Consider the following 13685-nt stretch of genomic DNA (forward strand, 5'->3'; position numbering starts at 1 on the left):
TGGTTCGGTCGGTATAAGGGGGCTTCCGCCCCCTGCCGGAGAGCGCGATGATCCTCGCCCGTTCGCTGCACCCGCCCGTCGAGCCCTACGCCGTCCATCGGCTGAAGGTCTCGGATCTGCATGAGATATATGTCGAGGAATGCGGCGACCCGCAAGCGCCCGCCGTCCTGACTCTGCATGGCGGGCCGGGGGCGGGGACCAATCCGCTGATGCGGCGCTTCTTCGATCCGCGCAAACATCGCGTTGTGCTCTTCGACCAGCGCGGCTGCGGGCGCTCGACGCCTCTGGCGGAGGTGCGCGAAAACACCACCTGGGATCTCGTGGCGGACATCGAGCGCATTCGCGCGCATCTCGGAATTGAAACTTGGGCGCTCTTCGGGGGCTCCTGGGGCTCGACTCTGGCGCTGGCCTACGCCGAGACCCATCCGGAGCGGGTGCGGGCGATGATCCTGCGCGGGATCTTCCTGCTGCGCCAAAGCGAGCTGGATTGGTTTTACGGCGGCGGAGCGGCTCATGTCTGGCCGGAGAACTGGGCGCGGCTGCTGGCGCCCATCCCGCTTGAGGAGCGCCATGATCTGGTCGGCGCCTATTATAAGCGCCTCATGGCTCCGGATTCGGAGGAGCGGCGGCTTTGCGCCCATCTCTGGGGGCAATGGGAGAGCTCGACCATCGCCTTGCGTCCGCCGCCGCCGCATTCCGCGCCGAATCTCTTCAACGCCCATGCTCTGGCCTTCGCCCGCATCGAGGCGCATTATTTCGTCCATGGCGGATTCCTCCGCGAGGACGGCCAATTGCTCAAAGACGCCGGACGCCTCGCCGGGATTCCCGGCGTGATCGTGCAGGGGCGCTACGACATGATCACGCCGCCCGTCAGCGCCTTCGACCTCAAGGCGGCTTGGCCGCGCGCCCGGCTGATCGTCGCGCCGGAGGCGGGCCACGCCGTCAGCGAGCCGGGGATCGCCTCGGCTCTGCTGGAGGCGGTGGAGGATCTCGCCGCCGGGCGGCTCTGAGGGGGCGGGCGCTCCGCCCCCCCCGCTCGTCAGGCGGGTCAGCTCCGGGCGATGCTGGAGATCTCCCGCAATTCGATGTGCTGCGGCTTCGGAGTCCCGGCGGCGTGGAAGAAGATCCTGTCGTGTGGGGCGGCCTCTTGAGATCCTAAGGCGCCGCTCAGGGAGAGAAGAGGCTTGGAGCCCCAGAGCGCCACGAAAAACTGCGACGCCTTCCCGAGGATGTTTTCAGTGCGATGACAGCTCACCTCGATGGCGCTGCCCTTGGAGAGGCTTTTCAAACAATAGGAGTCGGGGCCGATCTTGAGGTCGATCAGATCGCCTGTGAGCGTTCTGCCGCCCCAGAGGACCACCTTGTCGAAGCTGGACAGATCTTCGATGAGCCCGGAGGTTCTCTTATAATCCTGATCGGGGATGCTTCCGAAGAATTTTTCGACGAAGCCTTTGCTTTTTTCCTGACTCAGGCAGATTTCGAGAACGGCCGTCAGGAATTTCTCGCCTGATCTCGCATATTTCTGATCGCCGAGGAATTTATCCAAATCCTTGCTGGTGATGACGTCTGGATTTTCGGCGATGTTCTGAGGGATTTCCAGATTCTTATTGCAGAAAATCACCCGGCATATTCTTTTTTTGGGAATCGAAGCCCCTTTCGATTCAAGATAGCCGCATAAAGCGTCAAGCTTCCTGTGATTCTTCCGAAGAGGATTTTCATGGGGGACTATGGATTTATTATATCTTTCCTGAACCCATTGATCGCCGTCGATCTTCAGTCTTCCGGACCAATTCTTGATTTCAATGGCGCTGATCTGCTTTTGCGAGATGACGATCAGGTCGATCTCGAAGCGTTTCTGGTTGGGATGGCGCGGATCGCTCGGGACTCTCTTGGAGGAGGAAATGCTCGCCGATTTTAAATCCACCCTCTTCGCGACGAGGGATTGCAGCATCTCCTCAGCCTCGCGCCCCGCCTTCACCTCAAGACGCTCAGGATTGATCTGGGATTTTGAGATCTCTTTCCAGAATTCTATGCGGCGTTTTTGATTATTGGTGAGCATTTCTTGGAGAATTCCCGTATATAGCCCTGATTTTTCTGAATTAACTATGAAAACATGATTGAAGAATTAAGCATATCCGCGTATGTTTTTAAAATCCGAAGATCAATCCGATTGATTTTCTTGAAGTTCGACCTGAGGCGGGTTCTCGGGGAAATCGCCTCCTGAAGCCTGAGCGCATTGAAATCCGCTCTCTTCGACATGATAAGCTCCGTGGGGAGGCCGCGCGCGAGGAGGCGCGCAGGCTTGCGGCGGAGCTCTCCGATTCGCACTTGCCAGAGGGCCGCGAATTTCCGAGTTTGCGGGCCGTTTCGGTCTCGTCCCCATCCTCCTGCTTGCTGTGGAGCCCCCCATGACCTCGCCCGCCCCCTCGCCTGCTCCGACGCCTGCTCCGGCGCCCGCCTTTCCGGCTTCTCCGGCGGGCGCCGCGCCCGAGGCCGCTCCGGTTCTCTGGCCGCGCGTTCTGCTCAAGCTTTCCGGCGAGGCTCTGGCGGGGCCTCAGGGCTACGGCCTGCATCAGCAGACCCTCGACGATCTGGCGCAGCAGGTCAAAGCCGCCCATCAGCGCGGAGTCCAGCTGTGCCTCGTGGTGGGGGGCGGCAACATCTTCCGGGGGCTCTCCGGCGCCGCCAACGGCATGGAGCGCGCATCCGCCGATTATATGGGCATGCTCGCCACGGTGCTGAACGCTCTGGCCATGCAGAACGCCCTTGAGAAGGCCGGTCTGGAGACGCGCGTGCTCTCGGCCATTCCCATGGAGGCCGTCTGCGAGCCCTATATCCGCCGCCGGGCTCTGCGCCATCTGGAGAAGGGGCGCGTGGTCATCTTCGCGGCGGGCACGGGAAACCCCTTCTTCACCACGGATTCCGGCGCGGCTCTGCGCGCCATCGAAATGGGCTGCGGCGCTCTGCTCAAGGGCACGCAGGTGGATGGAGTCTATGATTCCGATCCGCGCAAGAATCCTGACGCGGTCCGTTACGAGCGCGTCGGCTACGACGAGGTTCTCGCGAAGAACCTCAACGTGATGGACGCGACGGCCATCGCCCTGGCCCGGGACAACGCCCTGCCGGTGGTGGTCTTCGACCTGCACGCCCCCGGCGCCCTTGCGGAGGTCTTGTCCGGCAAGGGAAAATTCACCATTGTGGAGGAGCGTTAGGGGGCTCGTCGCGCCCCCGCGCATAGAGCATGGATTCGCATATGTCCGACGCCGATTTCGACCTCGATCCGATCAAGCGCCGCATGGAGGGCGCGGTGGCCTCGCTGAAGCAGGAGTTCCAAACCCTGCGCACCGGGCGCGCCGCCTCCTCGATGCTGGAGCCGATCACCGTGGACGCCTACGGCTCGCCGACGCCGATCAACCAATTGGCGAGCATCAGCGTGCCTGAGCCGCGCATGCTGGCGGTGAACGTCTGGGACCGCGGTCTGGTCGGGGCGGTGGAGAAGGCCATCCGCAACTCCGGCCTCGGGGTCAACCCGATGACGGACGGCCCGATCATCCGCATCGTCGTGCCCGAACTGAACGAGGAGCGCCGCCGCGAGCTGACCAAGGTCGCCGGCAAATACGCCGAGGCCGCCCGCGTGGCCGTGCGCAACGTGCGCCGCGACGGGATGGATCAGCTCAAGAAGGCGAAGGCCGCGGGCATGTCCGAGGACGAGCATGATCTCTGGGGCGAGGAGGTCCAGAGCCTGACGGACGCCTTCGTCAAAAGGATCGACGAATCCCTGACGACCAAGGAAAAGGAAATCATGCAGGTCTAGGGCTCCGGCCCGAAGCCCGCGAGTCAGGCGCCACGGGGGCGGCGCGTTAGGGAGCGAGGAATGCTGAAGCTGCGCCCGCAGACGCCCTTCGCCGCAGGAGAAGGCGCGTCCTCCGCGCCCCCCCGGCATGTGGCCATCATCATGGACGGCAACGGACGCTGGGCCAAAGCGCGGGGTCTTCCGCGTCTGGCCGGCCATAAGCGCGGAGTGGACTCCGTGCGCGAGGTGGTCCGCGCCGCCGCCGAGGCGGGGGTGGGGCGGCTGACGCTCTACGCCTTCTCGACCGAGAACTGGCGCCGCCCCGAGGAGGAGGTGGCGGGGCTGATGGATCTGCTCCGCTATTATCTGCGCCATGAGGCCCGCAAGCTCGGACGCGACGGAATCCGGCTGAGGTTCATCGGAGACCGGGCGGGTCTGGCTTCGGATCTGCAAATGGCCATGGCCTCCGCTGAAGCCGTCGATTGCGCGGGCGAGCGCATGGTGCTTCAGATCGCGCTGAACTACGGCGGGCGGGCCGAGATCCTCGCGGCGGCGCGGCGTCTGGCGCGGCGGGTTGCGGAGGGCGAGCTTTGCGCCGAAAACATCGACGAAGGCGAATTCTCCGCCGCGCTGACCACCAAGGGCGATCCTGATCCGGATCTGGTCATCCGCACCAGCGGCGAGCGGCGGATCTCGAATTTCCTGCTCTGGCAGGCGGCCTACGCGGAATATATCTTCACGCCGGTCCTCTGGCCGGATTTCGGGCGCGAGGCTTTTCTCGCCGCTCTGGAGGAATATGGCGCGCGCGAACGCCGATATGGCGGAGTCTGATGCGTCGTTTCCCCTGCGGCGGCGGGCTGCTAGGATCGCGCCGGAAACCATCAGCGAAGCAGGGAGCCCGATGAGCGGCGGAATGCGGGAGAAGCTGGGCGCCGATCTGGGCGCGCGGGCGAAATCAGGCTTGGTCCTCGTGATCGCGGCGGCTCTGGCCTTGGGCTTGGGCGGCGGAACGACGGCTCTGCTGGCGGCTCTGGCGGGAGCGGCCATGGGCTGGGAATGGCGCGGGGTCTCGCTCGGGCGTCAGGAATCCGACGGGCTGGGGAGCGCGCCGCTCATGGCGGGCCTCGCGGGGGCGGCTCTGGCGACCTGGGCCTTCGGGCCTCTGGCGGGGATCGCGCTTTTGATCCTCGGCGCGGGCGTCGGGGCCTTTCTCGATCATCGGCGCGGCCTCGACTGGCGATGGGGCGTTTTGGGCGCTTCGGCCTTAGGCGCGGCGCTCTGCGCCTTCGTCTGGCTGCGCGGCGACGAGGCGGCGGGTCTGCGGACGGCGGTCTGGCTGATCGCCGTGGTCGCGGCCACCGACATCGGCGCTTGGGCGGCGGGGCGTCTGATCGGCGGGCCGAAGCTCGCGCCCAAGATCAGCCCCAAGAAGACTTGGGCCGGGCTGGCGGGCGGCGTGACGGCGGCGGCGGTCGTCGGGGCTTTGGGCTCGCTCTGGATTCCCGAAGGCGGCGCGGCGGGCCTTGCGGTCTTCGGGGCTTTGCTGGCGGTGGCGGCTCAAGGCGGAGACCTCGCGGAATCGGCCTTCAAGCGGCGCTTCGGCGTGAAGGACGCGAGCGCCCTCATTCCCGGACATGGCGGCGTGATGGACCGCGTGGACGGCCTTATGGCGGCGAGCCTCGTTCTGGCGGTGATTTCGGCGGCTTTCGGAGCGGCCTTGGGCGGGGGGGCGCTCTCATGACGCGCCGCCGCGTGACCTTGATGGGCTCCACCGGATCGGTCGGGGCCAACGCCGTGGACGTGATCCGCCGACGCGGCGGAGCCGAAGCCTACGAGGTCGTCGCGCTGACCGGCGGACGCAACGTCGCGCTTCTGGCCGAGCAGGCGCGGGAGCTGCGCCCGGAGCTGACGGTGATTCAGGACGAGGCCGCTTATCCGGCGCTGCAGGAGGCTCTGGCGGGCGAGGGCCTGCGCCTCGCGGCGGGCGACGAGGCCGTGGAGGCCGCGGGCGGGATGCCCGCGGATTGGCGTCTGGCGGCCATCGTGGGGGCGGCGGGTCTGCGGCCTTCCGTGGCGGCGGCGCGGGCGGGGGGCGTTTTGGCCCTCGCCAATAAGGAATGTCTGGTCGCGGCGGGCGAGGCCTTCCTCGCGGCGGTGGCGCAGGGGGGCGGCGCGCTGATTCCGGTGGATTCCGAACATAGCGCCCTGTTTCAGATCTTCGAAGGCGACCAGCTCAAGGCGGTGGACCGGCTGATCGTCACGGCTTCGGGCGGGCCTTTCCGCTCATGGAGCCGCGAGCGCATGGAGGCCGCCACGCCCGAGCAGGCGGCGGCGCATCCGAATTGGTCCATGGGGCTGAAGATCTCGGTGGATTCGGCCAGCCTCTTCAATAAGGCGCTGGAGGTCATCGAGGCGGCGCGGCTTTTTCCGGTGCGTCCCGATCAGATCGAGGTCGTGGTCCATCCGCAATCCGTCGTGCATGCGATGGTGGGCTATGCGGACGGGTCGGTTCTGGCCCATCTCGGGGCGCCGGACATGCGCACCCCCATCGCCTACGCCCTCGGCTGGCCGGAGCGCATTCCCGCCCCGACGCCGAAGCTCGATTTCGCCGCCCTCTCGCGGCTGGATTTCGAAGCCCCCGACGAGGCGCGCTTTCCGGCTCTGCGCCTCGCGCGGGAGGCTCTGGAGGCGGGGGGGCTCGCGCCCTGCGCTCTGAACGGCGCCAAAGAGGCCGCGCTGGAGGCCTTTCTTGAGCGCCGCATCGGCTTTCTCGACATGGCCGCCGCCGTGGAGGCGACTCTGGAGGCCCTTGCGCCGGGCGGCGAGGCCTACGATTTGCAGGACGTCTTCGCCATGGACGCCCGCGCCCGCCGCTTCGCCGCGGATTGGACCCACGACCATCGCCGCGCCTTCGCCTGAAAGGGATTCCTTTGCTCGACGCCATCGCCTCCATTCCCTATCTCGGCACGCTGCTGACCTATGTTCTGCCCTTTCTTCTGGTGCTGAGCGTGGTGGTGGCGGTGCATGAATACGGCCATTACGTCGTCGCGCGCTGGCGGGGCGTGCATTCCGAGGTCTTTTCGGTGGGCTTCGGCCCCGAGCTTTTCGGCTGGAACGACAAGCGCGGCACGCGCTGGCGGATCGCGGCGATCCCCTTAGGCGGCTACGTGCGCTTCCGGGGCGACGCCGACGAAGCCAGCTCCACCGTGGACGAGGCGGCTCTGACCGAACTCACGCCGGAGGAGCGGGCGCGCAGCTTCCCGGCGGCCTCGCTCTGGAGCCGCACGCTGATCGTGGCGGCGGGGCCGATCTTCAATTTCGTGCTGGCGGCCTTCATCTTTTCGGCCATGGCCTTCGGGCGGGGCCTGCCCGGCGACGCGCCGGTGGTGGGCTCGGCGCCGCAGACCAGCCAGGCCTGGGAGGCGGGCCTGCGCCCCGGAGACCGGCTGATCAGCTATGACGGCCGGCCTCTGGAGAGCTTTTCGCAATTCATGAACGCGCTGGATTCCGTCGATTCCACGCCCAAGCCCTTGGTTCTGATCCGCGACGGCGCGGAGATGGAGATTCCCTTCGCCTATGTCCGGACTCCCCGCGTGACGGGCGTGAGCCCCGGCTCTCCGGCGGCGGAGGCGGGCTTGCGCAAGGGCGACGTGATCCTCGCCCTCAACGGCGAACCCGTCGCCAGCTTCGACGAATTGTCGCTGCGGACCGGAGCCCTCGGCGCGGCGCCGATTCAGGTCGAGGTCGCGCGCGGCGACGGACGCCTGACCTTCACGATCACCCCGGAGATCCGCGAGATCCGCCTGCCCTCGGGCGAATTGCAGACCCGTTCCCTGATCGGCCTGCGCAACGACGAGTTCTTCGGCGCCTCGGCGGGCTTCGAGCGCATGGGCTTGGCCGAATCGGCCGTCCACGGCGTGAAGGAGACGGGCATGATCCTCAGCCTGACGCTTCAGCATCTGGGCGATCTGGTCCGCGGGCGGGGGGATCTCGACACCATCAGCGGGCCGGTCGGAATCGCCGAGGTTTCAGGCCAGGCGGCCCGGATGGGGCTGGATACGGTGATCCGGCTCATGGCCATCGTCTCGGCCTCTATCGGACTTCTTAACCTTTTCCCAATACCAATTCTGGACGGGGGACGGTTAGTGTTCTATGCCATAGAGGGAATTCTGGGGCGGCCCCTGAGCATCCGCGCGCAAGAGATCGGCGCGGGCGTGGGGGTCGCGCTGATGTTGATGCTGATGGCTTTCGCCACCTTCAACGATCTGACGAGGATTTTCTCCTGAGCCCGTCGCGGCGGGCGCGGCGCAGCGGAGCGGACGATGTCGATGAAGGCCGGAGTGGGGCGCATGAGGATTTTGGATAAATCAGCCGGGCGTCTCGGCGCCGCCAGCCTTTTGGCTCTGGCGCTGGCTTGGGCGGCGCCTGCGCCGCTTGAGGCGCAGCAGCAGACGGCCGTGATCGGCCGCATCCTCGTCGAGGGCAATCAGCGCGTGGACGCGGCGACGGTCCGCAGCTACATGCGCGTCCAAGAGGGCGCGCCCGCCGACGCGGTGTCGATCAACGAATCGCTCCGCGCGCTTTACGACACGGGGCTCTTCGCCGACGTGCGCGTCGAGCCCGCCGGATCGGATCTGCGGGTGGTGGTGCTCGAAAATCCGGTCATCAACGAGATCGCCTTCGAAGGCAACCGCCGCATCGACGACGCGGCCCTCGCGGGCGTGGTCCAGAGTCAGGCGCGCCGGGTCTTCACCCGCGCCCGCGCCGAGGCCGACGCGGCCGCCATCCTCGAAGCCTACCGCAGCTCGGGCCGCCATGCGGCCAAGGTCGAGCCCAAGATCATCACGCTGGACCAGAACCGCGTGAACCTCGTCTTCGAGATCGTCGAGGGCGAGCGCGCCGAGGTGCGGCGCATCGACTTCGTGGGGAATCAGGCTTTCTCCTCGGGCCGCCTGCGCGACGTGGTCTCGACGCGCGAATCGGCTTGGTGGCGCTTCTTCTCCACCACCGACTTCTACGACTCCGACCGCATGGACTACGACCGCGAGCTTCTGCGGCGCTTCTATCTGAACAACGGCTACGCCGACGTTCAGGTGACCGCCGGAACCGCCGAGGTCGCGCCGGGCGACGACGGCTTTTATCTGACCTACTCCATCGAGGAAGGCCCGCTCTACCGCTTCGGCGCGGTGGACGTCGAGGTCGACGTCGAGGGCGTGGATCCCGAGACTCTGCGCGACGCCATCCTGACCCGCTCCGGCTCGTGGTTCAGCGCCGAGCAGGTCGAGAAGACCGTCAGCGACATGACCTATAAGCTCGGTGAAAACGGCTACGCCTTCACCCGCATCGAGCCCCGCCTCAACCGCGATCCCGAGACCCTGACCATCGGCGTGACCTACGCCGTGACCTCGGGCCCGGCGGTCTACGTCGAGCGCATCGACATCACGGGCAACAGCCGCACGCTGGACCGCGTCGTCCGCCGCGAATTCGAGCTTTCCGAAGGCGACGCCTTCAACGCCGTGCAGCTTCAGCGCTCGCGCACCAACATCCGCGCGCTCGGCTTCTTCAAGACCGTCGATCTGACCTCGCGCGAGGGCTCGGCGCCCGACCGCATGATCGTCACCGCCGCGCTGGACGAGGCTTCGACCGGCTCGCTGCAATTCGGCCTCGGCTTCTCCTCCAGCGAAAACGTCTCCGGCGAAGTCGCGCTGATCGAGCGCAACCTCTTGGGCCGCGGACAATATCTGCGCCTGCGCGGACGCCTCTCCAGCACCCGCACCTTGGTGGACATGAGCTTCACCGAGCCCTATTTCCTCGGGCGCGATCTGGCGGCGGGCTTCGACGCCTATCACACCGAGGTCGATAATCAGTCCTCCTCCTCCTACGACACGCGCAACACGGGCTTCCGTCCGCGTCTGAGCTTCCCGGTCGGCCAATACGCCACCTTCTCGCCGCGCTATCAGATCTCGCATGACGAGCTGCGCGACGTGCCTTCCGACGCCTCGCCCTTCATCCAGCGCGACATCGGCAAGGAATGGACCTCCTCCATCGGCTATAGCGCCAGCTACGACCGCCGCAACGACCCCATCGAGCCGACGCGCGGCTATATCCTGCGCGCCGATCAGGACGTCTCGGGCCTCGGCGGCGACACGCGTTACGTTCGCACCCGCGTCAGCGGCAAGGCCCATATGCCCATCTACCGCGACAGCGTCGTGGGCAGCCTTGAAGTCGAGGGCGGCGCGATTCTCGGCTTCGGCGGCTATGACGTGAAGACCACCGACCGCTTCTTCCTCGGCGGCGACAGCTTTCGCGGCTTCGAGCCCGGCGGCCTCGGTCCGCGCGACGCGGGCGATTCGCTCGGCGGCAATTACTTCGCCATGGCCCGCGCCGAAGTGACCTTCCCGCTCGGCCTGCCGCAGGAATACGGCGTCTCGGGCGGCCTCTTCGCCGATGCGGGCACCGTCTGGGAGGTGGACAACCCCACCGTGGCCTATACGGATGCCAACGGAAACCCCGCCGTCGCCACGGTGGACGACGGCCTGAAGTTCCGCGCCTCGGTGGGCGCGAGCGTCTTCTGGTCCTCGCCCTTCGGCCCCATCCGTCTGAACTTCGCGACTCCCATCGTGAAGGAGGATTATGATGAGGCCGAATATTTCCGCCTGACGGCCGGCACGCGTTTCTGACGTTCAAGCCGGCGCGGGCTGACGAGAGGGCTTCGCATGGCGCGCTTTCCTGCACTCCCGCGCCGCTTTTGGGCGGCTTCGGCCGCGGCGGCTTTTCTCTGGGCCGCCGCGCCCGCCTTCGCGGAGGAGCGCGGGCCGCCTGAGGTCGTGACCATTAAAATGGACCGGGTGCTCACGGATTCCGCCGCCGCTCAGGAGGCGGGGCGCAAGCTCGAAGCTCTGGCCGAGGGGCTGCGCAACGACTTCCGCGCCCGCGAACGCGAGCTGAGGACCGAAGAGCAGGCCATCGCGGTGGTGCGCTCGCAGATCGACGAGGCCGAATTCACCCGCCGCGTTCAGGCCTATCAGCAGCGCCGCCGCCAATATGAGGAGGACATGGCCTCCTCCGAGGAGCGCCTCGCGGCGGCCCGCAAGGCGGTGGTCGCGGAGCTGCGCCGCCAGCTCGCGCCGGTGCTGCAGGAGGTCATGGTGCGTCGTCAGGCGCGGGTCATGCTCGATGAGAATCAGATCATCCTCGCCGCCCGCGAACTGGACGTGACCGAAGAGGCCATCCGCGCCTTCGACGCCGTGGCTCAGCCCATCGAGGTGCGTCTGCCGCCGGTTTCGGCGAAGCCGGAATGACGGCCTGAGGCGCGGCGCGCTTGACCTTGGTCGGGCGCTTCCGGCAGATTGGTCAACCGGGCGGAGGCGGAGGAGTCGAGGGATTCGCGGCCTGTGACGAGATTCAAGAAAACCCTCGGGGGAGATGACGGCATGGCGCCTGCGGAGGCTTCGGCGGAGCGGAGCGAAACGGGGGAGAGCCTCGGTCTCGACCGCATTTTGCGGATGATTCCGCATCGTTATCCTTTTCTGATGATCGACGCGGTCCGCGACCTGCATCAGCGCGAGCGGGCGGTGGGGATCAAGAACGTCACCATCAACGAACCGCATTTCACAGGGCATTTCCCCAATCACGCGATCATGCCCGGCGTGCTGGCCATCGAGGCCATGGCCCAGACCGCCGCCGTGCTGGTGGTGCACAGCCTCGGCATGGAGGGGCGGGGGATGCTCGTCTATTTCATGACCATCGACGAGGCGCGTTTCCGCAAGCCCGTGCTGCCCGGCGACCGGCTGGAGCTGCATGTGGCCGTCGAGCGCAATAAAGGCCGCGTCTGGCGCTTCAAGGGCGAGGGCCGCGTGGACGGCGTCGTCGTCTCCGAGGCGACCTTCAGCGCCATGATCATGGATCCCCCCGAGACGCCGAATTCCTGATCGGGGCCTTCATGAAGCTGCTTCGCGGCGTCGCTGCGCCGCGAAGGAGCCGCCGGAAAAGCCGCTCCAGCGCGTATGGAGGATTCAGCCCGTCTGAAAAAGGCGCTAGGCTGAAAGCCAGATCCCGAACATCCGCCCCCGGAGCATGACCTCATGAGCGTCCACCCATCCGCCCGCATCCATCCTTCGGCCGTCGTGGAGGCCGGGGCTCAGCTCGGCGCCGATTGCGTCGTGGGGCCTTTTTCGGTCGTCGGGCCGGAGGTCGTCCTTGGCGAGGGCTGCGTGCTGCATTCTCATGCGGTGGTGGTCGGCGCGACCGAGATCGGGCCGCGCAGCGAGATCTTCCCCTTCGCCTCGCTCGGGCATAAGCCGCAGGATCTGAAGTTCCGGGGGGAGCGCTCGCGCCTGACCATCGGCGCGGATTGTCAGATCCGCGAGGGCGTGACCATGAATCCCGGCACCGAGGGCGGCGGCGGGCTCACCACGGTGGGCGAGGGCTGCCTCTTCATGGCGGGCGCCCATGTGGCCCATGACTGCCGGATCGGAAACCGGGTGATCTTCGCCAATAACGCGACCTGCGCGGGCCATGTGACGGTCGGCGACTTCGCCTTTCTCGGCGGGCTCTCGGCGGTGCATCAATTCGTGCGGATCGGGACTCAAGCCATGCTCGGCGGCATGAGCGGGCTGGAGCGCGACCTCATTCCCTTCGGCATGGCGGTCGGCGACCGGGCGCGGCTCTCGGGGTTGAACGTGGTGGGCATGAAGCGCCGGGGCTTCAATCATTCGCAGGTTCTGGAGCTGCGCGGCGGCTATCGCCGGATCTTCGAGGAGCCCGAAGGCGGAAGCCTCGAAGAGCGCGCCCGCGCCGCTCTGGAGGCCGCGCCGGAGAATCCCGCCCTCCGCGAGATGGCGGAGTTCATCCTCGCGGGCGGCGACCGGCGTTTCTGCATCCCCGCGACGTGACCCCCGCGCCGGAGAAATCGGCGGTTCTGGGGCTGATCGCCGGAAGCGGCGCCCTGCCTCAGGAGATCGCCGAGGCCCGCCGCGCGGCGGGAGATCCCTATTTCATCCTCGCTCTGGAGGGGGCCTGCGGCGTCTGGGCCGAGGCTCATCCGCATGAGCGGCTTCCGGTGGGTCGGGCGGGCGCGATCTTCGCGGCTCTGCGCCGGGCGGGGGTGAGGCGCGTGGCCTTCGCGGGGGGCTTTCTGCGGCCCCGGCTGCGGGGGCTCCGCTTCGACTGGACGGGCCTGCGGACGGCTTTGCGGGTCGCGCGGCTGCTGCGGCGCGGCGACGACGGCCTCTTGCGCGGCTTGGCGGAGATCTTCGCGGAGCAGGGCTTCGAGTTGGTCGGGGCGGCGGAGCTTCTGCCGGAGGCGGTGGCGCGTCCGGGGCTTCTGGCGGGGCCTGCGCCCTCGGCGGAGGATCTGGCGGACGCGCGGCGCGCGGCGCGGATCGTGGCGGCGCTCGGGCCTCTGGACGTGGGGCAGGGGGCGGCGGTGGCGCGGGGGCTTTGCCTCGCGGTGGAGGCCATCGAAGGCACCGACATTCTGCTGGAGCGGCTCGCGGCCTTGCCGCCTGCGCGTCGGGCTTCGGCTCCGGCGCCTTCGGGAGCGCTCTATAAGGGCCGCAAGCCCGGTCAGGATTCCCGGCTCGACCTGCCCGCCATAGGTCCGCGCACGCTGGAGAAGATCGCGGCGGCGGGCCTCAAGGGCGTGGCTCTGGAGGCGGGCGGCGCTTTGATTCTCGAAGCCGGCGCCTGTCTGGAGCTGGCCGACCGGCTGGGGCTTTTCGTCTATGGGCTGGAGCCCTCGCCTCATCCGGAGCCCGCCGGAGAGGTTTGAACCTCCGGATATGGTCGGGGCGGAGCTTTGCGGCGCAAGGGCCACAGCGCGCCGATCGCTCGACTCCCGCGCGATCTCCCCGCATGGCTTTCGCTTTCGGCCTCTGGCAGACTCCGCCGC

13 protein-coding genes and 1 pseudogene are annotated in these 13685 nt (G+C 67.3%); 12 read left to right on the top strand and 2 right to left on the bottom strand.

The window, feature by feature from the left end; all coding sequences use genetic code 11:
• The first annotated feature begins 47 nt into the window (after positions 1 to 47).
• The gene (gene pip, locus B161_RS0103515) at positions 48 to 1010 is read left to right on the top strand and encodes a prolyl aminopeptidase (RefSeq protein WP_018631990.1); all 963 of its coding nucleotides are present in this window, start codon (positions 48 to 50) and stop codon (positions 1008 to 1010) included.
• A 38-nt stretch (positions 1011 to 1048) separates the two neighbouring features.
• Here pip and B161_RS19935 read toward each other — a convergent pair whose 3' ends face one another.
• The gene (locus B161_RS19935) at positions 1049 to 1621 is read right to left on the bottom strand and encodes a hypothetical protein (RefSeq protein ID WP_240471577.1); all 573 of its coding nucleotides are present in this window, start codon (positions 1619 to 1621) and stop codon (positions 1049 to 1051) included.
• An 81-nt stretch (positions 1622 to 1702) separates the two neighbouring features.
• Positions 1703 to 2059 (bottom strand): annotated as a pseudogene (locus tag B161_RS20265) (nuclease-related domain-containing protein); the annotation flags it as partial.
• Positions 2060 to 2408: 349 nt separating this feature from the next.
• On the opposite strand from B161_RS20265, the gene pyrH reads away from it, so the two are divergent.
• From pyrH to B161_RS0103575, 11 genes are all read left to right on the top strand, one after another.
• Positions 2409 to 3212 carry a UMP kinase gene (gene pyrH, locus B161_RS0103525; protein WP_018631992.1) on the top strand — a complete coding sequence of 268 codons (804 nt, stop codon included), beginning with the start codon at positions 2409 to 2411 and terminating at the stop codon, positions 3210 to 3212.
• 41 nt (positions 3213 to 3253) lie between these two features.
• Positions 3254 to 3814, top strand: coding sequence for a ribosome recycling factor (gene frr / locus B161_RS0103530; protein ID WP_018631993.1), 561 nt, complete (start codon positions 3254 to 3256; stop codon positions 3812 to 3814).
• A gap of 60 nt (positions 3815 to 3874) precedes the next feature.
• Positions 3875 to 4624 carry a polyprenyl diphosphate synthase gene (gene uppS, locus B161_RS0103535; protein WP_018631994.1) on the top strand — a complete coding sequence of 250 codons (750 nt, stop codon included), beginning with the start codon at positions 3875 to 3877 and terminating at the stop codon, positions 4622 to 4624.
• An 82-nt stretch (positions 4625 to 4706) separates the two neighbouring features.
• Positions 4707 to 5534, top strand: a complete 828-nt coding sequence (locus B161_RS16530) for a phosphatidate cytidylyltransferase (RefSeq protein ID WP_040789205.1) — start codon at positions 4707 to 4709, stop codon at positions 5532 to 5534.
• Complete coding sequence (gene dxr, locus B161_RS0103545) at positions 5531 to 6712, top strand: 1-deoxy-D-xylulose-5-phosphate reductoisomerase (protein WP_018631996.1); 1182 nt, start codon at positions 5531 to 5533, stop codon at positions 6710 to 6712. Before B161_RS16530 ends, dxr begins: the two co-directional genes overlap by 4 nt.
• An 11-nt stretch (positions 6713 to 6723) precedes the next feature.
• Complete coding sequence (gene rseP, locus B161_RS0103550) at positions 6724 to 8079, top strand: RIP metalloprotease RseP (protein ID WP_018631997.1); 1356 nt, start codon at positions 6724 to 6726, stop codon at positions 8077 to 8079.
• 63 nt (positions 8080 to 8142) lie between these two features.
• Complete coding sequence (gene bamA, locus B161_RS0103555; RefSeq protein ID WP_026310169.1) at positions 8143 to 10473, top strand: outer membrane protein assembly factor BamA; 2331 nt, start codon at positions 8143 to 8145, stop codon at positions 10471 to 10473.
• 36 nt (positions 10474 to 10509) lie between these two features.
• Positions 10510 to 11094, top strand: coding sequence for an OmpH family outer membrane protein (locus B161_RS0103560; protein ID WP_018632001.1), 585 nt, complete (start codon positions 10510 to 10512; stop codon positions 11092 to 11094).
• Between the two features lie 132 nt (positions 11095 to 11226).
• Positions 11227 to 11724, top strand: coding sequence for a 3-hydroxyacyl-ACP dehydratase FabZ (gene fabZ, locus B161_RS0103565; protein ID WP_018632002.1), 498 nt, complete (start codon positions 11227 to 11229; stop codon positions 11722 to 11724).
• A gap of 153 nt (positions 11725 to 11877) precedes the next feature.
• On the top strand, positions 11878 to 12687 hold the full coding sequence (lpxA, locus tag B161_RS0103570; RefSeq protein ID WP_018632003.1) for an acyl-ACP--UDP-N-acetylglucosamine O-acyltransferase: 810 nt from the start codon (positions 11878 to 11880) through the stop codon (positions 12685 to 12687).
• On the top strand, positions 12684 to 13565 hold the full coding sequence (locus B161_RS0103575) for an LpxI family protein (RefSeq protein ID WP_018632004.1): 882 nt from the start codon (positions 12684 to 12686) through the stop codon (positions 13563 to 13565). Before lpxA ends, B161_RS0103575 begins: the two co-directional genes overlap by 4 nt.
• The last annotated feature ends 120 nt before the right edge of the window (positions 13566 to 13685 follow it).

It is taken from the genome of Neomegalonema perideroedes DSM 15528 (assembly GCF_000374145.1).
In the GTDB taxonomy this organism is placed as follows: domain Bacteria; phylum Pseudomonadota; class Alphaproteobacteria; order Rhodobacterales; family Rhodobacteraceae; genus Neomegalonema; species Neomegalonema perideroedes.

Excerpts from the sequence above, each read along its gene's own strand:
- pip (WP_018631990.1), top strand. The coding sequence starts at position 48 with ATGATCCTCGCCCGTTCGCTGCACCCGCCCGTCGAGCCCTACGCCGTC.
- pyrH (WP_018631992.1), top strand. The coding sequence starts at position 2,409 with ATGACCTCGCCCGCCCCCTCGCCTGCTCCGACGCCTGCTCCGGCGCCC.
- frr (WP_018631993.1), top strand. The coding sequence starts at position 3,254 with ATGTCCGACGCCGATTTCGACCTCGATCCGATCAAGCGCCGCATGGAG.
- uppS (WP_018631994.1), top strand. The coding sequence starts at position 3,875 with ATGCTGAAGCTGCGCCCGCAGACGCCCTTCGCCGCAGGAGAAGGCGCG.
- B161_RS16530 (WP_040789205.1), top strand. The coding sequence starts at position 4,707 with ATGCGGGAGAAGCTGGGCGCCGATCTGGGCGCGCGGGCGAAATCAGGC.
- dxr (WP_018631996.1), top strand. The coding sequence starts at position 5,531 with ATGACGCGCCGCCGCGTGACCTTGATGGGCTCCACCGGATCGGTCGGG.
- bamA (WP_026310169.1), top strand. The coding sequence starts at position 8,143 with ATGAGGATTTTGGATAAATCAGCCGGGCGTCTCGGCGCCGCCAGCCTT.
- B161_RS0103560 (WP_018632001.1), top strand. The coding sequence starts at position 10,510 with ATGGCGCGCTTTCCTGCACTCCCGCGCCGCTTTTGGGCGGCTTCGGCC.
- fabZ (WP_018632002.1), top strand. The coding sequence starts at position 11,227 with ATGGCGCCTGCGGAGGCTTCGGCGGAGCGGAGCGAAACGGGGGAGAGC.
- lpxA (WP_018632003.1), top strand. The coding sequence starts at position 11,878 with ATGAGCGTCCACCCATCCGCCCGCATCCATCCTTCGGCCGTCGTGGAG.